Annotated in this window: 28 protein-coding genes and 3 pseudogenes; 10 read left to right on the forward strand and 21 right to left on the reverse strand. The window is 69.3% G+C overall.

Annotated elements, in window-relative coordinates; genetic code table 11:
- Positions 1-28: 28 nt before the first annotated feature.
- From ACH34W_RS32075 to ACH34W_RS32085, 3 genes are all read left to right on the forward strand, one after another.
- Positions 29-451: a serine hydrolase gene (locus tag ACH34W_RS32075; RefSeq protein WP_395964879.1), complete on the forward strand. Its 423-nt coding sequence runs from the start codon at positions 29-31 to the stop codon at positions 449-451.
- 91 nt (positions 452-542) lie between these two features.
- The gene (locus ACH34W_RS32080) at positions 543-1,178 is read left to right on the forward strand and encodes an ATP-binding cassette domain-containing protein (RefSeq protein ID WP_395964880.1); all 636 of its coding nucleotides are present in this window, start codon (positions 543-545) and stop codon (positions 1,176-1,178) included.
- Positions 1,175-2,713, forward strand: a complete 1,539-nt coding sequence (locus tag ACH34W_RS32085; protein ID WP_395964881.1) for a DUF6297 family protein — start codon at positions 1,175-1,177, stop codon at positions 2,711-2,713. The genes ACH34W_RS32080 and ACH34W_RS32085 overlap by 4 nt, the downstream gene beginning before the upstream one ends.
- Positions 2,714-2,971: 258 nt before the next feature.
- Here ACH34W_RS32085 and ACH34W_RS32090 read toward each other — a convergent pair whose 3' ends face one another.
- The 10 genes from ACH34W_RS32090 to ACH34W_RS32135 all read right to left on the reverse strand — a co-directional run bounded on the left by ACH34W_RS32090 (position 2,972) and on the right by ACH34W_RS32135 (position 12,159).
- The gene (locus tag ACH34W_RS32090; RefSeq protein WP_395964882.1) at positions 2,972-4,219 is read right to left on the reverse strand and encodes an RNA polymerase sigma factor; all 1,248 of its coding nucleotides are present in this window, start codon (positions 4,217-4,219) and stop codon (positions 2,972-2,974) included.
- Positions 4,216-4,611, reverse strand: a complete 396-nt coding sequence (locus ACH34W_RS32095) for a YciI family protein (protein ID WP_395964883.1) — start codon at positions 4,609-4,611, stop codon at positions 4,216-4,218. Before ACH34W_RS32095 ends, ACH34W_RS32090 begins: the two co-directional genes overlap by 4 nt.
- Entirely contained in the window at positions 4,608-4,979 is a 372-nt protein-coding gene (locus ACH34W_RS32100; RefSeq protein WP_395964884.1) for a VOC family protein, read from the reverse strand. The genes ACH34W_RS32095 and ACH34W_RS32100 overlap by 4 nt, the downstream gene beginning before the upstream one ends.
- Positions 4,980-5,292: 313 nt before the next feature.
- Positions 5,293-5,985 carry a response regulator gene (locus tag ACH34W_RS32105; protein ID WP_395964885.1) on the reverse strand — a complete coding sequence of 231 codons (693 nt, stop codon included), beginning with the start codon at positions 5,983-5,985 and terminating at the stop codon, positions 5,293-5,295.
- Positions 5,982-7,313 (reverse strand): sensor histidine kinase, encoded by a 1,332-nt coding sequence (locus ACH34W_RS32110; RefSeq protein WP_395964886.1) that lies wholly within the window; start codon positions 7,311-7,313, stop codon positions 5,982-5,984. The genes ACH34W_RS32105 and ACH34W_RS32110 overlap by 4 nt, the downstream gene beginning before the upstream one ends.
- A 7-nt stretch (positions 7,314-7,320) precedes the next feature.
- Positions 7,321-9,558, reverse strand: a complete 2,238-nt coding sequence (locus ACH34W_RS32115; protein WP_395964887.1) for an MMPL family transporter — start codon at positions 9,556-9,558, stop codon at positions 7,321-7,323.
- 206 nt (positions 9,559-9,764) lie between these two features.
- The gene (locus tag ACH34W_RS32120; RefSeq protein ID WP_395964888.1) at positions 9,765-10,181 is read right to left on the reverse strand and encodes a hypothetical protein; all 417 of its coding nucleotides are present in this window, start codon (positions 10,179-10,181) and stop codon (positions 9,765-9,767) included.
- A gap of 61 nt (positions 10,182-10,242) precedes the next feature.
- On the reverse strand, positions 10,243-10,575 hold the full coding sequence (locus ACH34W_RS32125; RefSeq protein WP_395964889.1) for a helix-turn-helix domain-containing protein: 333 nt from the start codon (positions 10,573-10,575) through the stop codon (positions 10,243-10,245).
- A 10-nt stretch (positions 10,576-10,585) separates the two neighbouring features.
- Positions 10,586-11,620, reverse strand: a complete 1,035-nt coding sequence (locus ACH34W_RS32130) for an RNA polymerase subunit sigma-70 (RefSeq protein WP_395964890.1) — start codon at positions 11,618-11,620, stop codon at positions 10,586-10,588.
- A complete protein-coding gene (locus ACH34W_RS32135) occupies positions 11,617-12,159 on the reverse strand; it encodes a dihydrofolate reductase family protein (RefSeq protein ID WP_395964891.1) in 543 nt (180 codons plus the stop codon). Before ACH34W_RS32135 ends, ACH34W_RS32130 begins: the two co-directional genes overlap by 4 nt.
- A 314-nt stretch (positions 12,160-12,473) precedes the next feature.
- Here ACH34W_RS32135 and ACH34W_RS32140 point away from each other — a divergent pair, with 314 nt between their 5' ends.
- A complete protein-coding gene (locus tag ACH34W_RS32140) occupies positions 12,474-13,178 on the forward strand; it encodes an SDR family NAD(P)-dependent oxidoreductase (protein WP_395964892.1) in 705 nt (234 codons plus the stop codon).
- 74 nt (positions 13,179-13,252) lie between these two features.
- Here the strand turns inward: ACH34W_RS32140 and ACH34W_RS32145 are convergent, their stop codons facing one another.
- The 3 genes from ACH34W_RS32145 to ACH34W_RS32155 form a co-directional block, all read right to left on the reverse strand.
- Entirely contained in the window at positions 13,253-14,185 is a 933-nt protein-coding gene (locus tag ACH34W_RS32145) for a phytanoyl-CoA dioxygenase family protein (RefSeq protein WP_395964893.1), read from the reverse strand.
- A gap of 309 nt (positions 14,186-14,494) precedes the next feature.
- Positions 14,495-15,259, reverse strand: a complete 765-nt coding sequence (locus tag ACH34W_RS32150) for an NAD(P)-binding domain-containing protein (protein ID WP_395964894.1) — start codon at positions 15,257-15,259, stop codon at positions 14,495-14,497.
- Between the two features lie 61 nt (positions 15,260-15,320).
- Positions 15,321-15,971, reverse strand: coding sequence for a GntR family transcriptional regulator (locus ACH34W_RS32155; RefSeq protein ID WP_395964895.1), 651 nt, complete (start codon positions 15,969-15,971; stop codon positions 15,321-15,323).
- 24 nt (positions 15,972-15,995) lie between these two features.
- Here ACH34W_RS32155 and ACH34W_RS32160 point away from each other — a divergent pair, with 24 nt between their 5' ends.
- The 3 genes and pseudogenes from ACH34W_RS32160 to ACH34W_RS32170 all read left to right on the forward strand — a co-directional run bounded on the left by ACH34W_RS32160 (position 15,996) and on the right by ACH34W_RS32170 (position 18,719).
- Positions 15,996-17,036, forward strand: coding sequence for a threonine/serine dehydratase (locus tag ACH34W_RS32160; RefSeq protein ID WP_395964896.1), 1,041 nt, complete (start codon positions 15,996-15,998; stop codon positions 17,034-17,036).
- A 475-nt stretch (positions 17,037-17,511) separates the two neighbouring features.
- Positions 17,512-18,018: pseudogene (locus ACH34W_RS32165) on the forward strand (YbhB/YbcL family Raf kinase inhibitor-like protein).
- Between the two features lie 8 nt (positions 18,019-18,026).
- Positions 18,027-18,719, forward strand: a complete 693-nt coding sequence (locus tag ACH34W_RS32170; protein WP_395964897.1) for a metal-dependent transcriptional regulator — start codon at positions 18,027-18,029, stop codon at positions 18,717-18,719.
- 479 nt (positions 18,720-19,198) lie between these two features.
- On the opposite strand, the gene ACH34W_RS32175 is transcribed toward ACH34W_RS32170, so the two are convergent.
- Both ACH34W_RS32175 and ACH34W_RS32180 read right to left on the reverse strand, forming a co-directional pair.
- Positions 19,199-19,543 carry a hypothetical protein gene (locus tag ACH34W_RS32175; protein ID WP_395964898.1) on the reverse strand — a complete coding sequence of 115 codons (345 nt, stop codon included), beginning with the start codon at positions 19,541-19,543 and terminating at the stop codon, positions 19,199-19,201.
- Complete coding sequence (locus ACH34W_RS32180) at positions 19,480-19,746, reverse strand: hypothetical protein (RefSeq protein WP_395964899.1); 267 nt, start codon at positions 19,744-19,746, stop codon at positions 19,480-19,482. Before ACH34W_RS32180 ends, ACH34W_RS32175 begins: the two co-directional genes overlap by 64 nt.
- A 20-nt stretch (positions 19,747-19,766) precedes the next feature.
- Here ACH34W_RS32180 and ACH34W_RS32185 point away from each other — a divergent pair, with 20 nt between their 5' ends.
- Entirely contained in the window at positions 19,767-19,985 is a 219-nt protein-coding gene (locus ACH34W_RS32185) for a hypothetical protein (RefSeq protein ID WP_395964900.1), read from the forward strand.
- On the opposite strand, the gene ACH34W_RS32190 is transcribed toward ACH34W_RS32185, so the two are convergent.
- From ACH34W_RS32190 to ACH34W_RS32210, 5 genes and pseudogenes are all read right to left on the reverse strand, one after another.
- Positions 19,982-20,158 (reverse strand): hypothetical protein, encoded by a 177-nt coding sequence (locus ACH34W_RS32190; protein ID WP_395964901.1) that lies wholly within the window; start codon positions 20,156-20,158, stop codon positions 19,982-19,984. The genes ACH34W_RS32185 and ACH34W_RS32190 overlap by 4 nt on opposite strands.
- A gap of 406 nt (positions 20,159-20,564) precedes the next feature.
- Positions 20,565-21,743, reverse strand: coding sequence for a hypothetical protein (locus tag ACH34W_RS32195; RefSeq protein WP_395964902.1), 1,179 nt, complete (start codon positions 21,741-21,743; stop codon positions 20,565-20,567).
- A 68-nt stretch (positions 21,744-21,811) separates the two neighbouring features.
- Entirely contained in the window at positions 21,812-22,504 is a 693-nt protein-coding gene (locus ACH34W_RS32200; protein ID WP_395964903.1) for a hypothetical protein, read from the reverse strand.
- Entirely contained in the window at positions 22,491-23,411 is a 921-nt protein-coding gene (locus ACH34W_RS32205; protein WP_395964904.1) for a DUF4158 domain-containing protein, read from the reverse strand. Before ACH34W_RS32205 ends, ACH34W_RS32200 begins: the two co-directional genes overlap by 14 nt.
- Positions 23,341-23,547 (reverse strand): annotated as a pseudogene (locus ACH34W_RS32210) (DUF4158 domain-containing protein); the annotation flags it as partial. The pseudogene ACH34W_RS32210 and the gene ACH34W_RS32205, both read right to left, overlap by 71 nt.
- 120 nt (positions 23,548-23,667) lie before the next feature.
- On the opposite strand from ACH34W_RS32210, the pseudogene ACH34W_RS32215 reads away from it, so the two are divergent.
- Positions 23,668-23,784 (forward strand): annotated as a pseudogene (locus ACH34W_RS32215) (Tn3 family transposase); the annotation flags it as partial.
- A gap of 106 nt (positions 23,785-23,890) precedes the next feature.
- On the opposite strand, the gene ACH34W_RS32220 reads toward ACH34W_RS32215, so the two are convergent.
- Entirely contained in the window at positions 23,891-24,889 is a 999-nt protein-coding gene (locus ACH34W_RS32220; protein ID WP_395964905.1) for a LacI family DNA-binding transcriptional regulator, read from the reverse strand.
- 274 nt (positions 24,890-25,163) lie between these two features.
- Between ACH34W_RS32220 and ACH34W_RS32225 the strand changes: the two genes are divergently transcribed.
- Positions 25,164-26,045, forward strand: a complete 882-nt coding sequence (locus ACH34W_RS32225) for a sugar ABC transporter substrate-binding protein (RefSeq protein ID WP_395964906.1) — start codon at positions 25,164-25,166, stop codon at positions 26,043-26,045.
- The last annotated feature ends 41 nt before the right edge of the window (positions 26,046-26,086 follow it).

The raw sequence follows: 26,086 nt of genomic DNA on the forward strand, positions 1-26,086 counted from the left end.
TGTGTTGCCCATACCCGCACTGTGCGGGGTGGGCAGGCCACGGTCCCGCTATTCCAACTTCGGGTTTGAACTACTCGGCCACGCGATCGCCGCCGCAGCCGGAATGCCTTACGCCGAACTGGTGCACCGGCGCATCGCCGGCCCGCTGGGGCTGGATCGCTTCTATCTGCCCGCAACAGCCGACCAGCTCAGCCCAGGTGCCATCACCGGTACGAGCCGGCGAGGCAGGCCACGGCAGCCATGGACCGGGGAAGCAGTGGGGCTGGCCGGTGGCATCCGGGCCACCATCGGTGACCTGGCACAACGGCGGCACCGGCGGCTTCCGCTCCTGGGCCGGACTCGACCGCGACACCGGAACCGGCGCCGTCGTCCTGTCCGCGACCTCCGCATCGGTCGATCGCCAGGGATTCCTGCTGCTGACCGAGGCGACCGCACCCCAAGCAACAGCTGACCCCCTCTCACCCGACCCCATGGCAATGCAGGTCAGCAGGAACGCGACTGTCCCGGTTCGCTCGGAGGACCGTCCTTGTTACGGTCGGACGATGGCTGAGGTGATCATCGAGGCCCGCGGTGTGGCTGTGGAACTGGGCGGCGCGCCGATCCTGAGTGGCGTGGACCTGACGGCCAGGGCGGGCGAGGTCGTCGCGATCGTCGGCGCGAACGGGGCGGGGAAGACGACGTTGCTGCGTTCCCTGGTGGGCTTGCAGGCGGCGGACGGGCGGGTCGGGGTGTTCGGCCGGCCGCCGGCCGACGAGCCGGAGTTCTGGCGCGACGTCGCCCTGGTCGGCGACGAGCCTGCGTGGTATCCGGGGCTGAGCGTCCGCGAGCACCTCGAGCTGATGTCCACGGTGCACGCCTCGGGCGGCCGGCGCCGGCCGCGGATGGACGCCGGGGCGGCGCTGGACCTCTTCGGCCTGACCGCGCGGGCCGACCTGGCGCCGCTGTCGCTGTCGACCGGGCAGCGGCAGCGGTTGTCGCTGGCGATGGCGCTGCTGCGGCCGAGCCGCGTGCTCCTGCTGGACGAGCCCGAACGCGCCCTGGACACCTCGTTCCGGGGCCGGCTGGCCGGGATCCTCGCCGGATACGCGGCTGAGAGAGGCACGGTGGTGATGGCGACCCACGATCTGCGCCTGGCCGAGGCCGCCGGTGCCCGGCTGCTCACCCTGGAGGAGGCATGACCGGCGTCGCGAGCGTGACGGCGGTCCGGGCGTATGTGCGGGCGCGGGGACGCAGCGGGCGCACGTGGTCGGATCGCTACACCGGTCTTATCGGGCTGACGCTGGCGGTGCTGATCACGGCTCCGGCGGTGGGCACAGCGTTGTCGGCCGTTCCGCGGGAAGTGGATACGTCGCGTGCGTGCGCAGGCGTGGCTCTACTCGCGCTGCTGCTGGCGGGGGCGCTCTCGGCGGCCAGGGCGTCCGGTCCGGTGGCGGTGCCCGCGGCGGACGCGGCGTGGCTTGTGCTGTCGCCGCTGCCACGCCGTGGCGTGCTGGGCCGTACGGCGCTGATCCTTGTGGGGGTGTCGGTGGTGGCCGGCGCAGCGTTGGGGGTGGGCCTGCTGACTGTTCTGGGCTCGAGGGACCAGGCTGTCCTGCGCCTGCTGGCCGCGCTGGTACTCGGCGTCGCGACGATGGCGGGCGGGATGTCGGCGGCCGTGCTGGCCCAGACGTCCGAGCGGTGGGACGCGTGGCTGACCGGCGGGATCAGCGTCATCGTGGTCTCGGCGGGCATCGCAGCCATCATGAGTTTCGGTCCGGGCAGCCACCTGGCGGCGTCTGTCTCGTCGGCGCCGCCGTCGGCCGTGCTGGCAGCGGCGACGGCGTCGGTGATGCCGGCCGCCGGGCTGACCGTCCGCGCGTGGACCGCGCTCGGCCGCATCCCGGCCCGTACCGTGTTGGACGCCTCCACCCGTACCGGTCACGCGGCCGCGGCGGCGGTCATGATGGACCCTGGTGCTCTGACCTGGATCGTCGAAGACGCCCACTGGCGTGGCCGTTCCCTGCGTTCGCGTCCCTGGCCGTCCGGTCTGGCCAGGGGCCTTGTGCCCGCCCGCGCACGGGGGCCGCTGGCGGTCTCCTGGCAGGAATGGCGGCGCCTGGCCCGCCGCCCCGTCCGTGTCGCCCTCTTGGTGTCCTCCACACTTCTTCCAGCGCTGGCCGCCCGCGCCACAACAGACGTGGCGGGGAACGGTGTTCCCGCTGTTGCCGCCGTTGTGCTGGGCGTGGGAGCGCTGGCGGTCGCGGCCTCGGCGACGACCGGAGCCCGGCGCGACGGGGAGGACCCGGCGCTGGCACGGCTGCTGGGCGTGGGTCCGCGGGCGCTGCTTGCCGCGCGGGCGGTGCTACCCGCGCTTTTGGGCGGCGGATGGCTGGTGGCGGCGCTGACGGTGCTGGGCACGGCGGGTGCGCTGCCCGCCGGGCCGTGGTGGCTGCTGGGCGTGGCGTGCGCGCCCGCGCTGGCGGCCGGCGCACTGCGGATGGCGAGGCGGCGGCCCGTCGATCACGCGATGCCCGTCCTGAACACACCGGTCGGCGCGCTGCCGACGGGGCCGGTGTTGTGGGCGCTGACCGGGGTGGACGTCGCGGTGCTCGGCTGCGCGCCGACGTTGACGACGCTCATCGGCGGCGTGTCCGCGGGGCTTCTAGCAGCACAGGCGGTGTCGGGCGCCGCAGTGCTGGCCGCGTACCTCGGCCTGGGAGGACACCGCTACTGAACGACCCCTTGCCTGAGTCCCGGCAAGAGTGCCACGTCGAGTAGCTCGTGCGTGCCCCGGAGGGCATGGGCGAGGGGGGCGACACGGTCATGTCGTGTCGACGGGCTGGGCTAGGGGTGGACGGTCGAACCCGCGGTTTTGCCGATCCGCGACCAAGCTGGCGAATCGTCATGCCTCAGTTGGCGTGCAGGCTGGTGACCTGGGGGTAGCCCTATCGGCTTCCTTCGTCTGCCCTGTGGGGCCAGTGGGTGAGCCGGGTTACGGGTCCGGTGGGGCGAGGCGGGCGGCTCGGCCCTGCAGGTAGCGCTGCTCGGGAAGACTGGTGGTCAGACGCGCGGCCGTCCGGTAGCAGGACCGGGCGCCCTCTTGATCACCGGCCATCTCCAGCAGGTGCGCCCGGACGGCGTGCAGCCGGTGATGACCGGACAGCCGGTCGTCGGCGTCCAGCGGTGCGAGGAGCGCGAGACCGGCGTGCGGGCCGTCCACCATCGCGACCGCGACGGCATGGTTGAGGGTGACGACCGGATTGGGGTCCATGCGTTCGAGCAACTGGTAGAGCGCGACGATCTGGGGCCAGTCGGTGTCGCCGGCGTGCGCGGCCTCCGAGTGCACGGCGGCGATGGCCGCCTGGAGCTGGTAAGGCCCGATCCGGGCGTGGGAAAGCGTTCTGGTGATCAGGTCGATGCCCTCGTCGATGGACTCCCGGTGCCACCTGGCGCGGTCCTGCTCGGCGAGCGGGACGAGGGCGCCGTCGGCGGCGGTACGGGCCGGGCGGCGCGCGTCGATGAGGAGCATGAGGGCGAGGAGCCCGGCGGTCTCCCCGTCATCGGGCAGCAGCCCGCGCAGCATCCGGGTGAGCCGGATCGCCTCCCGGGTGAGGTCGCTGCGATGCAGGTCAGGGCCCGAGCTCGCGGTGTACCCCTCGTTGAAGATCAGGTAGAGCACATGCAGCACCGAGCGCAGCCGGTCGGGCCGCTCGGGCTCGGGCGGCATCCGAAAGCGGGCGCCGGACGCCTTGATGCGCTGCTTGGCCCGGCTGATGCGCTGGGCCATCGTCGCCTCGGGGACGAGGAACGCACGGGCGATCTCCGCCGTGGTCAGCCCGCCCACCGCGCGGAGCGTGAGCGCGATCTGTGAGGGCGGGGTAAGACTGGGATGGCAGCAGAGCAGAAGCAAGGTGAGGGTGTCGTCCCCCTGACGCAACAGCTCAATGTCGGCCGCCGACGCGAGAAGCTCGTCCGGCAGTGTCCGCGCGGCGACCTTCTCCTCCCGATGGCGGTTCGCCAGCTCGCTGCGGAGCTGGTCGGTCATCCGGCGGGACGCCACCGTGATCAGCCAGGCGTCCGGGCGGTCCGGCACGCCGCGTTCGGGCCACTGCGTCGCGGCGGCCAGCAGCGCCTCCTGGACCGCGTCCTCGGCTGTCTCGAAATGCCCGTGGTGACGCACGAGCGCGGCGAGGACCTGCGACGCCAGCCGGCGCAGCAGATCCTCGGTCGCGGTGCTCACATCTCCTGGCCGGACATGTCCATGATCGGCCGGACCTCGACCGCGGTGAAGCGCGCGTCGGGGAACTTCGCCGCGATCTCGGCCGCCCGTTCCGGGCTGTCGCAGTCGAGAACGAAGTAGCCGGCGAGCTGCTCCTTGGCCTCGCTGAACGGTCCGTCCGTGGTCGCTGCGACGCCCTCGCGCACCCGCACGGTCATGGTGTTGACCGGATCGGCCAGCGCGGTGCCGACCACCAGCTCACCGGACTCGGTGATCTCCTTGTAGAGGTCGTCGGCCTGCCGGGTCAGCTTGTCGCGTTCCTCCTGCGGCAGGGCGAGAAACTGGGGATCACGCAGGAACATCGGGTGCTCCCAGTTCTCCGGGTTGCTGTAGACCAGCAGCAGGTACTTCACTCGTCCTCCTTCACGGGCGGGCCCGCGACGCCGATCAGGTGCCCCTCGGGGTCGGTGAATTGCCCGACCGTGAAGTCCTCTCCCACCGGGCCCATGATCCTTTTCCCGCCCAGCCTCTCCGCCTCCTGGAGCGCCGCCTCGACGTCCGGAACACCCACATAGAACAACACGCGGCTCTCATAACCCGCGCCGCCGCCGATGCCTCCGTTGATGCCGCTCTCCACGAACCCGTACTCGCCCGGCTTGGAGACCTGCTCGTTCAGCGCGTCGCCCACCTGGAACTCCCACCCGAACAGCTCGCCGTAGTACTCGCGAAGCCGCGCGGGGTCACTCCCGATGATTTCGAAGTGCACCACTGGATTCTTCACTGGTCGATCCTCTCCTCGTTGCGCCCCGGGCGGGCGCCTCACAGCAGAGGTCGGATCTGACGCATCATTCTCTACATCTGTCCCAGAAAGGGTGCGGCGGAAAGACGCGCGCCCCATGTTTTGTCAGATCGGGGATCGGTCATGGCATGCACTGACCGCGGTCATCGGGGCGCTGCGGGCCGGCCGTCGTTGCGCACCGTGAACAACCTCAGCTGCATCGAGTCCACGTCCACAAACGCCAACGTCTCCGCGCCGGGCAGCGGGGGTGTGCGCGGCCAGCCGCGTGGAGCCGCCGAAGGGCCCCGGTATCGGGCTACGACAGGCGGTCGGTGCCGCCGTCGGGGGCGGCGCGGGCCAGGCCCGTCCGGTAGGCGATGACGACGAGTTGCGCCCGGTCGCGGGCCTCCAACTTCGTCATGGCGCGCTGGACGTGGGCGCGGACGGTGAAGGGGCTGAGGAACATCCGCTCGGCGATCTCCTGGTTGGACAGGCCGGTCGCGACCAGGGCCACCATCTCGCGTTCGCGCGGGGTGAGCACGGAGAGCAGTTCGGGGCGGTGCGGCGGGGCGGCGTCCGGTGCGGCCAGGAAACGGGCGACCAAGGAGCGGGTCGCGGCGGGGGACAGCAGAGTGTCACCTTCAGCGATCGTACGCACGGCGTCCACCAGGTCCTCGGCCCCGATGCCCTTGCCGATGAAGCCGCCGGCCCCCGCGCGCAGCGCCTGAGCGACGTACTCGTCGGTCTCGTACGTGGTGAGGATCAGAATGCGGCTGGCACGCAGTTCCGGGTCTGCGCAGATCTCCGACGTGGCGGTGAGACCGTCCACCTCGGGCATACGGATATCCATGATCACCACGTCCGGCCGCAGCTCCCGGGTGAGTCTCACCGCCTCCCTGCCGTCGGCGGCCTCGCCGACCACGGTGATGTCGTCGGCGGTGTCAAGTAGCAGCCGGAAGGCACCGCGTAGCAGGGCCTGATCGTCGGCGAGCAGCACCCGGAGCGTCACGGCGCATCCCTGGCCTCTCCGTCGCTCGTCCGTCCGTCGCCTGTCGCTCCGTCGGCCATCCACCCCTCGGCGGTTGTTGCTCCGTCAGTCCTCCGCGTCGTGTCCTTGGCAGGCGGGAGGGGCAGCTGGGTGGAGACGAGGAAGCCGCCCTCCGGACGCGTGCCCGCGGAGAGGTGTCCCCCGACCGCGGTGGCACGTTCCCTCATCCCGATCAGACCGTAACCGGGCGGACGGTCCGGCGCATCCGGCCCCGTGGATGCGGTCGGCCTCGTGGATGCGGTCGGCACCGTGCGGGCGCCCCCTCCGTCGTCGGCGACGGTGATGGTCACGCGATCGCGGTTCCAGGCGAGGCGCACACGGGCGCTACCGGTACCGGCGTGCTTGGTCACGTTGGTCAGGGCCTCCTGAACGATGCGGTAGGCGGTGAGGTCCACTCCCGGCGGCAGCGGCCTGGCCTTGCCCTCCTGGTGCACCGACACCTCCAGACCCGCGCGGCGGAAGGATTCGAGGAGCGCGGGAAGCCGGGACAGCCCGGGCGCCGGTTCGGCCGGCGCCGCTGCGTCCCCGGACTGACGGAGCAGACCGACCGTGGCCCGCAGGTCGTCGAGCGCGTTGCTGGTGGTTTCGACGAGCTCCTTCAGGCTCTTGCGGGTCTGCTCTGGGCGGGCGTCGAACAGGTGGTCGGCGACTGTGGCCTGCGCGTTGGCCAGGGTGATCTGATGGGCCACGAGGTCGTGCAGTTCCCGGGCGATGCGCACCCGTTCCTCGGCCACTCTCCGGCGCGCCTCGCTCTCCCGGCTCTTCTCGGCCCGCCGGGCCCGCTCCTCCACGGCCGCCAGGTAGGCCCGCCGGTTCTGCGCCGAGTGACCGAGTACGCCGGCCACCAGAGGGAACGCCGCCACCGCACCCATCCTGGTCGCGTCCTGCCACGAGAAGTCCCCGAACAAAGGTATGGAGGCGACCAGCAGCGCCGCGGAGGCGAGCAACACCGCGCTCGCCGCGCGCCGTTCGGTGCGCACGGCGAGCGAGTAGGCGGTGATCACGGCGGGGGCCACGATGAGCGGGCTCAGCAGGAGGCCCGCGGGTGGCGCCAGCATGCCACCCGCAGTCGTGGCCGCCATGGCGGCCACGGGCGCCCGGTGCCGCACCGGCAGCACGGCACAGGACACCACGGCGACGAAGTAGGCAGCGGCAGGCGGCGGTGACAGCGTGTCGTCGACCCCCACCACGCCGCCGAGCAGGCAGAGCGCGAACGCCGTCGCCGTGATCGCTCCCTCCCGCCACCACGCGCCGCGTGGTCGCGGGCCACCGCCACCCGTGTTCGTCATGGCCGGCTCAGTGCCGGCCGGCGGGAAGTTGCGGCACCATTGCGTCCGGCTCGGTCGTGGAGGCCGGGACATGCCTGCTCAGTGCCTCACCCTCGATATCCACATTCGGCAGCACACGGTTCAGGGTACGGGGCAGCCACCAGGCCCGGTGGCCGAGCAGTGCCAGGACCGCGGGTGCGATCGCCATCCGGACCACGAAGGCGTCGAACGCGACGGCGGCGGCCAAGCCGACGCCCATCGTCTGGATGGTCGGGTTTGTCATCCCGATGAATCCGGCGAACACGCTGATCATGATGATCGCCGCCGCGGCCACCACGCGTCCGCTGTGCCGGAAACCGCTGACGATCGCCTCGCCGGGGGACGCGCCATGGACGTAGGCCTCCCGCATCCGGGTGAGGAGGAAGACCTCGTAATCCATGGCGAGGCCGAACACGATTCCGATGATGAGAATCGGCATCAGCGACATGACCGGTCCGGTCTGCTCGATGCCGATCAGGTCTGCCGCCCAGCCCCACTGGAAGACGGCGACGACGACGCCGAAGGCGGCGCCCACCGACAGCAGGAAGCCGAGCGCGGCCTTGATCGGGACCAGGACCGAGCGGAAGACCACCATCAGCAGGAGCACCGCCAGGCCGATGACCACGCTCAGATAGGGGAGGAGGGCGTCGGACATGGCTTCGGAAATGTCGATGTTCATCGCGGTGGTGCCGGTCACCAGGACGGCGGCGCCCGTGCCGGCCTCGACGCCGGAGACCGCGCCCCGGATCGCGTGCACCAGGTCCTTGGTCTCGCCGCTGTTCGGCGCGGTCCGCGGGACGGCGGTGAGGACGGCCGTGTCCTTGGTCCGGTTGAGAACCGGATCACCGACCGACGCGACCCCGTCCACTCCCCGTACCGTCTTGACGACCAGGTCCGTGGTGGCCCGGGTGTCCGCGGACTCCGACATGTCCACGACCACGGTCAACGGGCCGTTGAAGCCGGGGCCGAAGCCTTCTGACAGCAGGTCGTAGGCACGGCGCTCGGTGGTCTCCACCGACTTGGACTCGGCTCCGGGCAGCCCGAGTTCGAGACTCAGCGCCGGTAGGGCGACGGCGCCGAGACCGAGTCCGGCGATCATCAGCACGGTCACCGGCCGGCGCAGCACGAACCGTGCCCAGCGGGTGCCGAGCCCAGGCCGGCCGGCCGCGGTGGGCACCGGGCGCTCGCTTCCCGGGCGGGTGGCCTTGCGGACGGCGCGGGACAGTATCCGCCGGCCGAAGAAGCCGAAAAGCGCGGGGACCAGGGTCAATGCGACGAGTACGGCAAGGGCCACGGCGCCCGCGCCGCCCATGCCCATCTTGGTGAGTTCGGGGATCCCGACGACCCCCAGCCCGACCAGGGCGATGAAGACGGTCGCGCCGGCGAAGACGACGGCGGATCCGGCCGTGCCCACCGCCCGGCCGGCGGCCTCCTCCGGCTCGCTGCCCTGGGCGAGCTCGTCGCGGAAGCGGGAGGTGATGAAGAGTGCGTAGTCGATGCCGACCGCCAGCCCCAGCATCAGCGCCAGGATGGCGACGGTGGACGTCAGGCCCAGCGGAACGGCCAGCGCGGAGACCAGTCCGAAGGCGATGGTCACGCCCACGAAGGCGGTCAGCAGCGACAATCCGGCCGCGACCAGCGACCCGAGGGCGAGGACCAGCACCACCGCCGCCACCACCACGCCGATGATCTCCGTCGTACCGCCGAGCGCCTCTTCCGACTCCAGGGCCGAGCCACCGATCTCCACGGTCAGCCCCGCGTCCCGGGCCTGGCTCGCGGCGTCCTCGAGGGCTCTCTTCGTCGGCTCGGTCAGGTCGACGGCGTCTGCGGTGTAGGTGATGGTGGAGTAGGCGATGGTGCCGTCCTCGCTGACAGCGCCGGTCTTGTAGGGGTCGGTGGTCGACGCGACCTGATCGCCCCCGTCCAGCGAGCCGAGCGTGGCCTTGACGGCCGCCTTGTTCTCGCTGGCTGTCACCTGCTGCCCGTCCGGGGCCTGGAACACCAAGCGGGCCTCGGCACCCTGGGAGTTGCTCTGGGGGAAGCGCTCGTCCAGCAGGTCGAACGCCTTCTGCGACTCGGTGCCGGGCATGGAGAGGTCCTCTTCCTCCCCGGCCGGCGCCATGGCGGCGGCGACGACGGCCAGCACCAGGACACCCAGCCACAGACCACCCACGAGCCGGCGCCGCCGGAAGGCCCACCGTCCGATCCGGTAAAGAAATGTCGCCACCTGTTGATCACTCCAGACACTGCTAGGCAAGGGGAATGCGCGAGATTCACGCGCCTCCAACACTTCCCTCCGGCGCTCCCGCCGGGCATCGTCTCCCGACGCCGTCTTCCCCTGGTGCACCCGGACCAGTCACTCACGTGTCCTGGTGTCTACGCACTAGGCCGATCTGGGCCTCCACTGGGCTGACCTGGAGTTCAGTGACCTGGCTACAGCCGGACTGTCACGCCCTCGGCAGGCGAGCGGCGGGCCGCCTCCAGAATGGTGAGAGCGGCGGCCGCGTCGAGGGCCGTGACAGGGTTGGGGCGCGTCGACGGTGCCCACAGGTACTCAGGCTCCGCCCCCCACTCCCGCTCGGTCGCCGGGCGCCTGCCCGCACGGAACGCAGGGCTCCTGGAGGGCAAGCCGTGCTTGACGTAACCAGCCCGTAAGCCAAGCACCCGGAATCGCGGCCCGAGCCGCGCGGTCGCCGCCCACATGTACGGCCCAGAACTCCCGAAGCCCACGGCGAGCCGCAAAGTAGCGGTGTGTGTCCACCAGCAGGTGAGTTTCGAGGCACCGGGCACCGGAATGACGGCCTTGGTCGGCCCCTTGGGCGCGGGCAAGTAGACGGTCTTCGCGCTCATCGAGCTGGACCGCGTACATAGGGGTTCCGGTAGCACTGACGAATTTTCGGTCGGATACACCTCAGGGAGTCTTGGCTGCGCGTTTGAGGACGCGGTACACGGTGGCTCGTCCGATCGAGAAGACCTCCATCAGGTCGCCGATGGTGTGCGTGCCGGTGGCGTGCGTGCGGACGAGTTCGGCTTGCTGGCGCGTGGTGAGCTGGGGCGGTTTGCCTTTGAGCTTGCCGTTGCGCGTGCGATGGCCACGCCCTCGCGAGTTCTCATTTGAGGAGGTCGGCCTCGAACGCGGCGAACACAGCCAGCATGTTGAAGAACATCTTCGACATCGGGTCGGCGAGATCGTAGATGCAACCCGCCCAGCGATAGATGGCTGGGAGGTCCTGGGCGCTGACACCGCGCCGATGTTAACGCCGTCGTCTGGGCAGGCCGAACCACGTGAACAATGCGGCGGGGAAGGTGGCCACCTCGGTGACCTGGCCAGCGACGACAGTTAGTGCATTGAGCGCAAATGCCTCGTAATCCACCTGGCCCGGCATCCGCACGTAGGCCGCCAGGCCTGGCTGCGCGTTCATCCGGACCGCAGTCAGCCTCAGCTCCGGATGGCCATCGGCGTGCAGCACCGGATGCCACGCTTCCACGATGGTCTGGCGACCCCCGTACCACACCGCCTCATCGGTTTGGTTGCCGCCGGCCTGCGGTGCGTGACTGACCCTGGCCTCGGCGGCGAACAGAGCCGCGATCCGGGAGTCGTCCGCGCTCTCCACGGCGTCGACGTAGCGCTCGACCAGGGCCCACTCCTCGGAACTCATGTCGCCGGGCCGCGGGGACGTCCACCGTGCCGGATCCCCGTCGAGCACGGTGCGCATCGTCGCGCGGGCCCGCTGGAGTGCGCTGTTAACGGCGGCCGAGCTCGACTCGAGCGCCTCCGCACACTGTTGAACCGACCACCCCAAACAGTCGCGCAGCAAGAACGCGCCGCGTTGCCGGTGTGGCAGGTACTGGATGGCTGCGACGAACGCGAGCCGGACCGTGTCTCGCGCCGACGCCTGCTGCTCGGGCCCCGGCTCGGTCGAAACCGGCACGGCGGCCGGCAGGTCCACCAGGCCGGTGTCCGACGGGTCGGGATAGGGCTGCAGCCACGGCACCGCGACCTGGACAGGCACCTGAGTGAACTCGGCCGCGGCCACCGCCGGGTGGCGCTGTCGGGACTGGCGACGCAGATGATCAAGGCATGCGTTGGTGGCGATGCGATAGATCCAGGTACGGAAGCTCGACCGTCCGATGAACGTGTCCCGCGCCCGCCAGGCTCGAAGGAACGCCTCCTGGGTGAGATCCTCCGCGTCCTCGAGCGAGCCGAGCATGCGGTAGCAGTGCAGCTGAATCTCCGCACGATGCCGGCACAGCAGCCACTCGAACTCGGTCGTGTCCGGCCCGCTCATTTGGTCGGTCCACCGGGACCGTACACCAGGTGCAGCACGCCGTTGGGGAGCTGCGTGCACTGAGCGAGCTCGAGCCTCAGCTGCGCGTGGAGTCCGTCGAAGAGACGCAGGCCATGGCCGGCTACGAAGGGATCCAGGTAGAACTGCACCTCGTCGATCATGCCAGCCGCCAGCAGCGTGCGTGTGAGGCGGCCGCCGGTCAGCCAGAGCGTCAGTCCCGGCTCGGTCAGCGTGTTGACAGAACGCACCGGGTCACCCGCCAGCACCTCGGTGGGGCCCCAGTCCGGGTCGCTGAGCGTGGACGATACGACGTACTTGCGGATCGCGTTGGTCTCCTTCGCTGCCATAACGTCGTCGCCCTGTCGGGGCCAATAGGCGGCGAACTCCTCGAAAGTCCGTCGCCCCAGCAACAACCCGTCGGCCCGCGCGAGCTGCGTCAGCATGACGTCGATGCTCTCCGGTGACATGAACGCGGGATGCCACTGCTCGGGTGATCCGATGACCCCATCCAGCGTGACGAAGTGGCTGCTGATGATCATGGTGTCCTCCTCTATTCGGTCCCATGGGTATAGACGTCACAGAAGAGGTGGTGTCATCGGTCGGATCAGACTCGCCGCCACCATCCAAGCGAGGCGGTCTCACCTCTCACCTACATTTCCAGGCCCGGGCGATCGCCAAGCGTTTCCAAACTCGCCGACAACCGCTTCCGCTTCACACCTACGGAGTCAGGCTCCCCACCAGGGGACGTGGCCAGGCCTGCTTGCCTTCACCCCACGCACCAACCCAGCCCCCGTCGCCTCAGCCAGAGCCGAACGCCCCCCGGTGCCGGGCCACCGGGCCGAGGCTCACCCCCGTGTCCGGATCCGCCCACGCCGGCTTCCGCGAGCGCAGGCCGCCGGTCACGGCGTCAGGCCGGAATGCGTTGCACCGGGCGCGGCGGCCGCCAGCCGGTCCCGGCCTCGGCGCCTCGGTCGCTCGTCGTTTCGCCCGCGAAGGCTTCCGCGTCGCCCTGGTCGCACAACGCAAGGACCGCCTGGACGCCCTGGTCGAGCAGCTCACCGCCGAAGGCATGGAGACAGCCGGCTTCACCGCCGACCTGTCCCGGCCCACTGAGGTGCCTGCCCTGACCGAAGCCATCCGGGACCGCTTCGGCCGCATCGACGTGATCGAGTACAGCCCGATCAGTGGCGAGCAGGGCTTCTCCCCGGCCACGAAGCTGGACGCGGCCACCCTGGAGAAGGACAGCCCGCTGCTGCTCACCCCCGTCGAAGTGGTCCGCGCCGTGCTGCCGGAATGGACCGAGCGCGGCGACGGCGCCTTCCTGATGACCACCGGCCACACGGCCGTGCAACCGCGGCCCTATATGAGCGGCGTGGGCACGCTCATGTCGGCCGCCCGCAACTGGCTTTGCTCCCTCAATGGCGAACTGGCCCAGATCGGCGCCTACGCTGGCACCCTGTCCATCGAGGCCCTCATCGCAGGCAGCGAGATGGTCGGCCCGCTCGTCGACCCCGACGACCTCGCCCGCGCACTACTGGGACATGTACACCAACCGTGACCGCGTCGAGCAAATCCACCCCACCCCCAGCTCGGCTAACTCGACAGACACATGCCTCGGCCCCGTTGGCGCAATCAAGACCTCTGTGGTGCGGGAGCGGAGGCCGACCAGGGCGTGAGGTCGAGTTCCGGGTACCGCAGTGCCATGCCGGCCAGCGTCTGTGGTGTCCAGTAGGGATGCCCCGGCGGGGGGAATCCGAAGGCCTGGAGTTGGCGAGGGGTGGCGCGGTGGACGAACTCGACCCATTCTCGTTCGAAGCTGCGCGCCGCCCACCCCGCACGTTGCCCCCACGCGAGGCTGGACGGCCGGAAGCCCAGGTGCATGCTGTAGCGGGCGCCGCGAGGTGCGGTCAGTTGGGTGCCTCGGTGGAAGGTGCCGGCCTCGAAGGCGATGACCGTTCCGGCGGGCCCGGCACCGGAGACCTCGGCTCCGTACATCTGTGGGCTGCCGCTGTCTTCGTTGAATCGCCAGGCGCTGTCCTGTCCGGGCCGCAGGAACCAGTTCGGTACGGCGGGGATGTCCGCGGTGTGCGCACGTGAGAGCAGATGCGGCGGTCCGAGTTCTTCGGGGACGTCGCCGAGGAAGACGAACATCTCCAGCTGCTGGCAGCCCGGTGCCGTGCTGGGGACCAGGACGGTGTGGTTGAGGTAGTCGCGGTGCAGGTCCTGGTCGTAGTCGCAGGCACCGGTGTACTTGGCCCAAGCCTCGGCCGTGTAGAGGTGGACGTCACTGTCGTCCAGCAGCGCCTGGGCGAGTGCCAGGATGCGATGGTTCACCGCCAGCAGGCTGATCTCGGTACTGGCGAACGGGAAGGTGTCGATCCCGGCGAACTCGTCGCCGATGAAGCGTCCGCGGCGCGGGTCGGTGCCGTCATGAAAACCCTCAGCGGAGGGAAAGAGCAGGCTCAGTTCGCTCACCGCCGGCGCCAGCTCCTCGGCGGGGATGAACTCCGGGAGGATCACGAAGCCATCGGCCCGCCAGTCCCGCGCGGCGTTCTCAAGGTCCATCCACCCAGGATCATCCGAGTGCGCAACCACAGGCCATCGGTTTTCGCACGTACGGTTCGCCCCCGCCCAGCTAGACCACCCAAACCGCACATCGCTACCTGGCGGCTGGGGGACACGTTCGGGAGCGGAGGGCCAGAACGGCGGCGACGACCAGCAACGAAATGACGCTTGGGCCGCTGACTTTCCACAGGACCGGTAGCGCGCAACCGTGACCATGCGCGCGACGTCCAGGACCGCGAGCCTCCCGAGTCCGGCGAAGCGCTCCAGCACCGGCTGCCCGACGCTACTGGCAGTCGGTCGGGTTACCGGCTATGTGAGATCGGCGAGGAGGTCATCGAGGGCTTTGTTGAGGGCTTCAGAGCTGGCAGTGGTGAACCATGTGGTGCGGATGCGTTCGTTGCTTCCGTTCGGGGTTTCGTGGTCGGCGGCGAGTTGGTGCAGGGTTCGGGTCTGGTCGCTCAGGGCGCGGCCGACGCCTTGGAAGAGGTTGCGGACGTAGTTGTCTGCGTCGTCGGGGGCGATGCCGTGGCCGGTGGCCCACGAGGTGAGCGTGGCGAGGTAGGAGTAGTGAGCGGTCAGCGTCCCGGTCAGTGCGGAGAAGACGTTGAACACCGCCTCGTCCTCGACCGGGAGCGCCCCGCCCAGGTACGTGAAGAGGGAGTCCACCACCGGGTGCGGCGGGTATGTCACGGTGACGGAGCGGCGTTCGCGTACGGCGGGCAGGGGGATGGCCCGTACCAGCGGGGCGTTGGTGGCCAGTGTCTCGCGCAGGGCGTCGATGCCGACGCCGGCCATCACGCTGACCACGATCTTGTCGTCGGCCACCCTCAGGCCAGCGAGTGCTTCATGTCGGTCTTGGCGGCGTACGGCGATGATCACCACCTCGGAGCTGTCCACCACCTCCTGGTTGTCGGCGCACACCCGGACGTTGGGGTAATGCGCGGCCAACTCCACGACCGTGCCGGTTCCCCGAGGGGACAGGAGCACTTTGGGGGACTCGTCGTCCCCCTCGCACAGTCCCACCACGATGGCCCGGCCGATCTCGCCCACACCGATGATGCCGATGCGCTTCACTGTGTCATCCTCCCTGGCGTGGTGATCGTGACCGTGCAGGACAGCAGCGGTCGTGAGGTGGTCAACACGACCTGAGCCAGTCCAGGACCATTGCGCGGGAGCCTTCCCAGTTGCGGCCGATGAGGTCGGCGGCGCCGGCCAGGTCCGCGTCGTCGAACGCGGCAAGCATCTGCTCGTGCAGCGGGGCGGCGTGACTTTCGCGGGTGCCATCGCGCATGAACGCCAGCTCATAGCGCGACACCCGGACCCGGAGCGCATGAATCATCGTGCGCAGGCTGGCGTTCGGGCACGCCGACACGATCGTGTCGTGGAAGGTGGTGTCCAACCGCCACCGTTGGACTGGATCGCTGGTGGCCAGCAGTTCGGCGTCGATCGCGCGCAGCGCGGTGAGGTCGAGGACTCGTGCCGGTGAGGTCGACACCGCCAGCCGTTCGAGCGTGGCCAGGATCGGATACAGCTCGGCGGCCTCCACGGGATTCAAGGGTCGGACGGTGAACCCCCGCGCCGGCGTGGAATCCAGCACGCCCTCTGCCTCCAGCCGCAGCAGCGCCTCGCGCACGGGGGTGCGTGAGACACCCAGCGAGCGGCTCAGCTCTGGCTCGGTGACCGCACGGCCCGGCTCCAGCTCTCCTGTGGTCACCAGGTCGACGACTCGTTGATAGACGGCGGCGCGTAGCGGCGCGGGCCGTTCGATCGGCTCTCTTGCGTTCATGTGCACATCGTATACGATGTGCACATGTCTGGGAACGATATCTCCATCGAACGCATCGCCTACGCCGCCACCGTGATCGACGAGCGATTCCGCAACACACCGCAGTACACCGACGAGCTGCTGTCCGCCGCGCTGGGCCGCCCGACGCTGGTCAAGGTCGAGACCACCAACCCGCTGCGCAGCTTCAAAGGGCGCGGGGCCGAGTTCCTGCTCCACGAGCTGTCGGCGGACGTGCGGACCGTGGTCTGCGCCTCGTCGGGCAACTTCGGCCAGGGCATCGCCTACGCCGGGCGACGCCGCGGCGTGCCGGTGCACGTGTTCTCCACCCGTACCGCCAACCCCGTCAAACTGGCCAGGCTGCGATCACTGGGCGCCGCCATCACCCAGGTGGACGGCGACGGCACCACCGCCAAACAAGCCGCACACGAGCACGTACGGCAGCACCCGGGCGCGGTGTTGGTCGAGGACGGACGCGAGCCGGCCATCGCCGAGGGCGCGGGCACGATCGCCATCGAGCTGCTGCGCACCGACGCCCCCGACACCGTCGTACTTCCGGTAGGCGACGGCAGCCTGATCGCCGGGGTGGCGAGCTGGATCAAGCACGCCGCGCCGTCCACCCGGATCGTGGGAGTCGGTGTCACCGGAGCCCCCGCCCTGGCCGACAGCCTCCGCGCCGGCCGCGTCGTCACCGGCGGCCCCGTCGACACCATCGCCGAGGGCATCGCCATCAGGGTGCCGGTACGCCAGTCCGTGGACCGGCTGCGCGATCTGGTCGACGACATGGTGCTCGTCGAGGACGCCGACCTGCTCGCGGCGATGCGCCTGATCGCCGACACCCTGGGCATCCTGGTGGAGCCTGCGGGCGCAGCAGGTATCGCGGCCATCGCCAAGCACGACCTTGGCGAGCACCCCGCCACGGTGCTGACCGGCGCCAACCCTCGCCCCGGACTCCCGCACACCGTGCTGGGATCCGACCACCTCCCCGCCAGCGCAAGCCGCCGGGCACGGCGGACGGACGCGGCAAGGCGTCCCGCTGAACGCGCCCCTGCCGGAGAACCATCATGATCATCTTTGTCCTGCTGATCCCGCTGATCCTGCTGGCGTCGCTGGCGTACGCACTGGAGCGCAACCACCGCCGCCGAACCCGCCCCTGGCCGGCAGCACGGACGTCCAGGACCGCGACGACCAACGCCTCCGCGCCGACCTGCGCTCAGCCGAAGCCCGCAGCCGTGACCGCGGTCTCGATCACAGCCCCGACCACAACCGTGTCAAATCGCGGCGGAACAACGACGTGCACGCCGAGCGGTCCAGACCTTGGAGATTCGATCCGAAGCTGCCGAAGGGATACGGCCGTCCTGGCCTTGCCCCTTGGCGGGACTGATCCTTTGCACCGGCTCGGTGCGGCCAGCGGTGGCACTGGCGGTGGCGCCGAACCCGGCGGTCTTGGTGGACGAAAGGCGACGGCGGTGCCCCCTACGTGACGCTGCGGACTCTGCGTCGGCCGCATCACCTCTCCCACAGTCTTGAAAGGAACGACGCGATGAGCGCCAACGACCCCTTCGCCCGGCTCCCCGAGGCGACGTCCTTCACCGTTACCAGCACCACGATCAACGACGGCGCCGCCTGGTCGCCCGAGCAGTTCTCTTCCGGCGTCCCCGGCGGGAAGGATGTCTCCCCGCAGCTGTCCTGGAGCGGCGCCCCCGAAGGCACCAAGAGCTACCCCGTCACCGTCTACGACCCCGACGTCCCCACCGGGTCTGGGTTCTGGCACTGGGCGGTCGCCGACATCCCCGCCACCGTCCCCCAGCTGCCCGAGGGCGCAGGCGACGACACCGGGGGGCCCCAACGACGCCCGCGCAGCCCGCTTCATCGGCGCCGCCCCGCCGGCCAGGTACGGCCCGCACCGCTACTTCATCGTGGTGCACGCTCTGGACGTCGAGTCGATCGGCGCCCCTGCCGACGCCACCCAGCGTTCCTCGGCTTCACCATGGCCGGGCACATCCTCGGCCGCGCGGTCCTGACCGCCACCGCCCAAACCCTCGGCTGATCCACGGCATGTCCGCACTCATCGACACTACGCAGATGTATCTCCGCACCATCCTGGAACTTGAGGAGGAAGGCGTTCTTCCCTTGCGCGCCCGCATCGCCGAGCGCTTAAACCACAGTGGCCCCACCGTCAGCCAGACGGTCGCCCGCATGGAGCGCGATGGTCTGCTGCACGTCGCCGGCGACCGGCGCTTGGAGTTGAAGGAGGAGGGCAGGCGAATCGCCACACGCGTCATGCGCAAACACCGGCTCGCCGAATGTCTGCTCGTCGACGTGATCGGGCTGGAGTGGGAACAGGTCCACGCCGAAGCCTCCCGCTGGCAGCACGTAATGAGCGAGGCTGTCGAACGCCACGTCCTGGAGCTCCTGCGGCACCCGACGAAGTCGCCCTACGGCAACCCGATCCCGGGCCTGGAGGAGCTTGGCGAGAAGGGCACCGCGGATCCGTTCCTTGGCGAGAGCATGGTCAGCCTCGGCGACCTGGAGCCCGGGCCGAACGGCGCGAGCGCGGTCGTACGGTGCTTCGGAGAGTCGATCCAGACCGACCCCCAGCTGATGTACACCCTGCGGCACGCCGGAGTGCAACCCGGCGCGGTCGTGAGCGTGAAGTCGTCGCCGGGTTGCGTGATGGTCAGCAGCGGCGGGGAGGCCGCCGAACTCCCCATCCAGAACGCCGCGCACATCTTCGTCGTCAAGCGCTGAGCCCAGCGGGGCGCCCGGGCCGGTTGCCGTGACTCGTGCAGCACGAGGATGAGGCTCTTCGTTCGCCTGCTGCAACGGGCCCGGCCTCACTTGTTTTGCAATAACAGCAGGTCAGGTGATGGGTGGCCGAGGTCTATGCGGCACTCTGAGGCTTTGTGGGGAGCACGAGCGGTTCCACACCGAGGCTGTGCGGGGGTGCAGCGCGCGCATGCCCCGTACGTCGAGTTGTACCTGGTATGGACCGGCCCGACACGTTGTCCGTGGGTCGGCGACGTGCCGAAGCCGCGACGAGGGGGGTCGTCGACGATGGCGAACTCGGGCCATGGCTGGCCGCCTTGCGGCGCGTACTCGCCGCGCTCGCAGGTGATGTGGTCAGGTGCACCGCGCTCGATGAGCCAGCCGTAGTCGCGGCGGCGGCGCATCGCGGTAGGTGGGGGTGGCGTGGGCGTTGGTGAGGATGGGGACGTCGAGAGTTGGCCTCACAGTCCCGCTTCTCCGACCTCGGGCAGAATCCCGGCCACTCCAAGATCTCCACGTGCTGCCTCGTAGAAGGCCCGGCGTTGGTGGCCCGCCTCGGCAAGTACCGCCTCCAGGTCGCCGTCCACCTCACCTAGGGCGATCCGTTCCAGGTGCCAGGCGGTTCGATGCCACAGCCGTCCCGCCTGGATCGCCTCCGACGCACCCAGTAGCAAGACCGATTCCCAGCACACTCCCTGCTCCGCCCGGGCCACAGCCAGCTCCAGCCGTCCCTCCTCGACGGTCAGGGGTGGGGAGATCCGCAGAGGCCCCGGCTGGCGGCGATCCGGCGTGCCATCGTCACGCAACGAATGACCGAATGTTCGTACTCGGCGTACACAGTGGCGCGCCGTTCATCCCAGCGGGTGTTGGTCTGCCTCTTCCACCGCACCCGCTCGGTCGCCTTCAACTCCTTGGCCAGCGCCGTCAACGTCTTCGTGCCGCCGGGCACCTCCAGATAGACCGCCTCGCGGACGGTGTCGTCGGGATAGGCCAGTGCCGCGTCGACCACCTTGGTGAAGATGCAGCCGCTTGCCCGGCATATTGGTCAGCGCGCCGATCAGCTCCTTCTCCACCCGCCGCTCGGCGCGGGCGTTGATCCGGTGGATCAACCCGATCAACTGCTCCACCAGGCCGTCGACCAGCTCGGCCTGCCGGGTCCAGCACAACGCCGCCAGCAGCGTGTACCGCACCGCCTCGCCACACCCGGCGAAGTCCGAGGGGTACATCCGAGCCGCCCGCGCCCACTAGGCCGCCACGATCCGGTCAGAAGCATCAGCGAAGACCGCCTCAGAAAGACCCAGCGCCCGGACCGTGGTCAGCTTGCCGATCTCGGTGAGCAACGTGTCCAGCCCCAGCGCGCCCGGACCGGACTTCAGCTCCGCCAGCACGTGCGGCCTGCGCCGCCTCCGCCCACAGCTCATCAGCGTGGGGCAGTCTGATCCCGTCCGTCATGAAGCCGTGCCGGTAAGCAGGCTGGGTCGGTAGCGTACGTTCCTGCTCGACCAGGGCATACGGACTACGGGCGCCGTGCTGGGCGGCCGAAACCAGCTCGACATCGCCCGCTCCTGTCCCCGCGGCGAGTCCGTCACCACCATCGCCGCCCCACCTCGGCGTCGGCCGCTTCCACCCTGAACCATGCGCTTCAGCCCGACGACGCGACCGCAGTGGTAACCGAATAGGCGGCGTGACCGAACGGCTTACCGGAGAATCCCGTGCTGACCCCTCCCCACCCGCTCAGCCCTTTCCCGGCTGGGGCACGCGCGGGAGCAAAGGCCTACTCGTGCGGAGCGTCTCTGCCGTTCTTCCGACAGCACCCCCAGAAAAGCTTCACTCGGCTCGCAGCTCCGCCGCCACCGCCCGTTCCCGCTGGGCGGACGCCTCGTCCCGGGCCGCGTCACGTTCCCGGGCAAGCTCCCCATTGCGAGCCTGCTCCGCACGCAATTCGAGCCGAACGTCGACGAGCTCGCTGCGGAGCCGTTCGATCTGCGCACGCATGTCAATGCTCTCCTCTTTCGCAGCCTTCACCCGCGCGACGGCCTGCTGCCGCGCCTGCTCGGCCTCCGCCCTGGCGGCATCACGTTCAGCAGCGTTGTCCTCGGCCTCTCGCATCCGTATCTCAGCGTCCCGAATGCGTACCTCGGCCCGTTCACGAGACTCCTCGGACGCCTGCGCGCGAGCATCCGCCGCGGCCCGTCCCCGCTCTGCAGCGGCGGCAAGGTCCCACGCCTTCTCCGCTTCGGCGCGCGCCTTGTTCGCCTCTTCGCCCGCGGCCGCCTCAGCTTGCCGCGCCTCCCGGGTGTCTGAACGCGCACTTTCCACCTCGGCGCGCGCCTTGTTCGCCTCTTCGCCCGCCGCTGCCTCGGCTTGCCGCGCCTGCCGGGCGTCCGCAAGCGCTGTCTCCGTTTCGGCTCGCGCCTTCTCTACTCGGCCCGCGGCTTCCTCACTGATCCGCGCCACCTCTGTGCGCGCATCGCGAACGAGGTGGCCAGCCTCCTCCCGCACCGCCGCTATCGCACGTTCCGCCTCGACTTTCGCAGCGGCTACAGCGGCTTCGGCCTGCTGAGCGCGCTGCCGTGCTGCTCGTTCCTGTTCCTTGGCCTTTTCGAGGTCCTTCTCGGCCCGTACGGCCCGCTCGGTGACTTCCTCTCGTTCGGCCAGAGCTGCCGCGACCTGCGCCTGTGACTCGGCCCGTATCGCAGTGATCTGAGCCTCGACACCGCGAGGCGACAGCTCGGAGTCCAGCGCCTGGGCCAGGGGAGCGAGGGCGGCGGTGAGCCCTTGTTCCATCCGTTCGTACAGATCCTCCGCACGCGCCAGCGTGCCCTCCAGGCCTGGAGTGGCGCGCCTCAGCTCCCGCTCCCGCTTGGCCCGCGCCTGGCATTCACCTTGCAGGCAGTACTCCCGCGGCCGCCCACGCCCTGCGCGCTGCGGCACAGGCCGCCCACAGAACCGACACGGCCGCTCGCCGACCTCACCGGCCCGCTCCTCAGTCTCAACATCGCTCACGGTGGACCACGCTAGCTTTTCTGGATTTCTATTTCCAGAAAATAAGAATTTCTAAAAAATGCGGCACCCTAACTTACGACAATGTTCGTTTGCAGAAGTTGGCCGAACAGGCTTTCGCGGTGATCACTCCGGCACTCGACCCCAGCACAGACCCGAACTGAACCCACCCGAGACCCAGCAGGCCCCAGGTGCATGACGGTTGAGCGATCTGCTTGGGTGGTCTGTGCCTGGCCGCCGAGCGGCAGGCGCTTGGCCACATCCAGCCGCACCTCGCCGTAGGGCTCGGCCAACACCTCCGGCGCCAGGCTGGAGGTGCCCGCCACCGAGGTGTCGGCGGTCAGGCAGCCGGTGCGCGGCACCGCCTCCTTGAGCATGTCAATCAGCGGCACCGAACCCCAGCGGTGTCCCACCTCGTTCTTGATCTTGGGTAGGTTCCGCGGCTCCGCCGCCGGGCCGATCTTCGTCAGCTTGATCGCACCGGACTTGCGGTCCTTGATCTCCACCCAGTCCAGCGTGGGCAGCGCGGTGTCCAGGGCCTCCAGCTCGGCGCGCATCTCGGCTTTCAATCCGGCGATGAACACCGCCGGGTCCAGCGGCTTGCGCAGCTCGGCGTAGTTGGTGTCCAGCAAAGCGATCAGGCCACGCCGGTAGTGGTTGGTGTAGGAAGCACGCAGCGTGGTCTGCACCGTGGTGCGGTAGGCCGGACCCTTGGTCTTGAACTCGTGCACCAGGTCCTTCAGCGTCTGCTCACCCCCGGTCACCGCCGGGAAGATGACCGCGCGGACTGGATCGTCGGGATGCCCGAGCGCGGCGTCGGCGACCCGGAACAGGATGTTCTCCTTCCCGGTCACCCGCTTGAACGCGTTGATCAGCTCCTTGGTCACCTTGCTGCCGGCCCGCGCCTTGATCCGATGCACGGTCGCGACCAGCAACTCCACCAACGTGTCGGTGATCTCCCGCCCGCTCGCAGACCAGCGCCGCCAACAACAGCACCGTCAGCTCACGCGGATGCGTGCGCATGTGCGACGGAGCCTCCACCGCCGCCCGGGCCCGCCAGGCCGCCAGCACCTTGGGCACCACATCGGCGAACAACCCCGGCGGCAACCCGATCGACCGCACCGCCTCCAACTTGCCGATCTCGGTCATCATCGACTCCAGACTCACATTCCCCGGAGCCGACTTAATCAGCGCCAGCAATCCCGAAGAACCGCCGTCGTCGTCCTCCGCCGTCGCCTCGGCCGCATCATCCTGCGCCGCATCGTCCTCGTCGTCGGTCTCGGCCTCGGCGCCATCGTCGATGCCGACCAAGGCGCAGATGCGCCTGATGGTCTCCGCACTCAATCGAGAAGCGATCCGCACCGACCAGGCGACCTCCGCGCTATGCAGGGCCGAAGCCGCGATCCGAGAGATCCGCCCCGAGGCCGGCGGCTCAATCCGCTCCTGGCGCAGATGCTTGAGCAGCTCCTCCCGAACCCGCTCGGGCCGACGCTCGGCATGGGCGACTTTCTCGGCCAGCCACACCGTGACCTTGTCCGCGTCCGCAGTCGTGCAGACCCGAAAGCCCAGGTGCGCCCGGATCTGCCCCCCGGTGGTACTCGATCGTGGAACCAGACCACTCGTAGAAGCCGAACTCCGAGGCAGGCACCTGGACCTGCCTGGCTGCCACATGCTCGACAGCCTCGTCGGCCAACTCCGAGCGCCCTCGCGGGAACCGCCCGTGCCGCGTAGAGAACTTCAGCAAGATCGCGAAGCCGAGCCGGGTGGCGCCTCGCTTCCCGGCGATCAGCTCACGTTCCTCGTCCAGGGCCGTCCAGCTCGTCGATGTGCATCGGGGGGTGCGTCATAGCCGCCCAGCATCGACCAGCCAAATCACAACAAGATCAACACGGTTTGGGGCTCATGACGCGCTTCTTACCGGCACCCATACATGGACGCCGCCCTGGCCCAGCTGCGCGCCGACGGCTTCGACGTGCGCCAGGAGGACGTGGCCCGGCTGTCGCCGTTCGTGCGGCACCACATCAACATGATGGGCCGCTGCTCCTCCTAACTCCCCGATCTGCCCGGCGGATTACGCCCCCTGAACGCCACCGGCTGACAGGGCTGGGGATGAACCCACCCGCTCACCCGGCCGCGCTTGATCTGGCCCGTCACGTTCTCTGCGTTGCTGCGGCGGGTGCTGTCGTTGAGCGCACCACGAGTTCGGGAGCCAGCAGTATCGTGCGTGGGCGGCGACTTGTGTCGTCGATACGGACGGTCACCGAGTTGACGGCCGCAACGCCCATGTCATGTCCGGGCTGGTTTACCGTGGTCAGGGAGATGTAGCCGAAGGCGCTCAGGGTGGTGTTGTCGAAGCCGACCAGGGACAGGTCGTCCGGAACGCTCATTCCGCGGCGCTTGGCACCGGCGAGGACGCCGAGCGCCGACAGGTCGTTAGCCGCGAAGATCGCTGTTGGCGGGTGGGGACTGGACAGCAGGGTCTCCGCCGCCGCCCTTCCTCCCTGTTCGGTGTAGTCACCGCCAGCGGTACGGATCCTGGCGGACATGCCGTGACTCTCCATTGTGTCGGTGTAGCTACGTCGGCGGATCCGGGCGCCGGGCCCGTTCCCGCCGTCGATGTGTGCGATGTCCTCGTGGCCGAGGCTAAGGAGATGTTCGACGGCAACCCTGGCGCCCTGCCGGTCGTCGACCGAGACCGTATCGACGCCGGTCACTCGGCGGCCGACTACGACCAGCGGGACCTGGTCGGCAAGATCGCGAAGCTCGCTTGAGGGAAGTCTGGTGCCGACCAGGATGATGCCGTCCACGCGATGCCCCAACAGCCGATTGACGGCTCGCCGCTCCAGCTCCTGATCCAGGTCGCCTGCCGTGAGGAGAACGGCGTAGCCGGCTTCCTCGGCTTGGTGCTCGACGCCGCTGAAGATCGCCGGGAACACGGGGTTCTCCAGTTCGACGAGGACTACTCCTAGCGTCATGGTTTGACGGCTGGCGAGCTGGGCGGCGTATGCGTTGGGCCGGTAGCCCAGCTCGGCCGCGGCCCGGAGGACCGCCTTTCGGCGGGTCTCCGAGACCTGCGGGGAATTCCGCATCACGAGGCTGACCAGCGCTCGGGACACCCCGGCACGAGTAGCCACGTCGTCCTGTGTCACGGGCAAAGCGTTCCCTCCGAGGTCTTGACCAGGACCTGTTAGCGCGCTCTAATGCTAGCAGATTTAGCGCGCGCTAATCGATCGGGGTCGTCTGACCTGGAACGAAACGAAAGGAATCGCCATGAAGCATCTGCCGCGAAGTCGGCTGGCGGCGGCCGTCGTCGCAACGACGCTCTCCGCCGCGGTGACTGCGGGATGTACGGCACGCGACGCCACCACGAAGGGGGCGAGCCAGGCCGACGCGCGGGCCGGTCAGAAGGTGTCAGTCGTGATGGTGTCCGGGCCGCTGACCGACCCGTTCTTCAGCGCGCTCAAGAAGGGCGCCCAGCAGGCCGCCAAGGACAGCGGGGTTACGTTCCAGTACGACGGGCCGGCGGATACGAAGAACCTCGGTCCGGACATGGCGCGGCTGGAGCAGGCCGCCGTGGCCAAGAAGCCGGACGCCTTGGTGGTCAGTTCGTTCATTCCGGATGCGCAGGACGCGGGGATCAAGCAGGCCACCGTTGCAGGTATCCCGGTCGTCTTCGTCAATGCCGGATCGGCCGGCTGGAAGAAGCTCGCAGGCGTCACGTACGTGGGAGAGGACGCGACTCTCGTGGGCCAGCAAGCCGGTGAGAGGATGGCCGCCACCGGCGCCAAGACCGGACTATGCGTCAATCACGTGCCGGGGAACCCCACGCTGGAGGCTCGGTGCACCGGGTTCACGCAGGCGATGGAGAAGGCCGGGGGCAAGGTCATCCCGCTGAACATCCCGTTCGCCGATGCCACCAATCCCACCACCGTGACCCAAGCGATCACCGGCGCGCTGCGGGCTAACAGTTCCATCGGCGGAGTCTTCACCCTCGGCTCCGGGATCGCTGAGAACGCCGTCAAGGCCGTGGGTTCCCTCAACGCGAGCGGCAAGGTCACAATCGGCACGACGGACCTATCGGCGAACGTTCTCACCGCGATTAAGAATGGAAAACTACTCTTTTCGGTGGATCAGCAGCCGTATCTGCAGGGCTATTACAGCGTACTGATCGCCGCGCAGAAGGTCCGATTCGGTCTCGCGCCCGTCGCCCCCGTCACCACCGCGCCGCTGTTCATCACCAAGGACAACGTCGACCAGGTGATGAAGATCAACAGCACCCAAGGCGGAATCCGCGGTGCGTCCTGACACGGCTGTGACCAGCAGCCGACGCCACTGAGCCCACCCGC

The organism is Actinomadura sp. 6N118 (assembly GCF_044326415.1).
Lineage (GTDB): Bacteria > Actinomycetota > Actinomycetes > Streptosporangiales > Streptosporangiaceae > Spirillospora.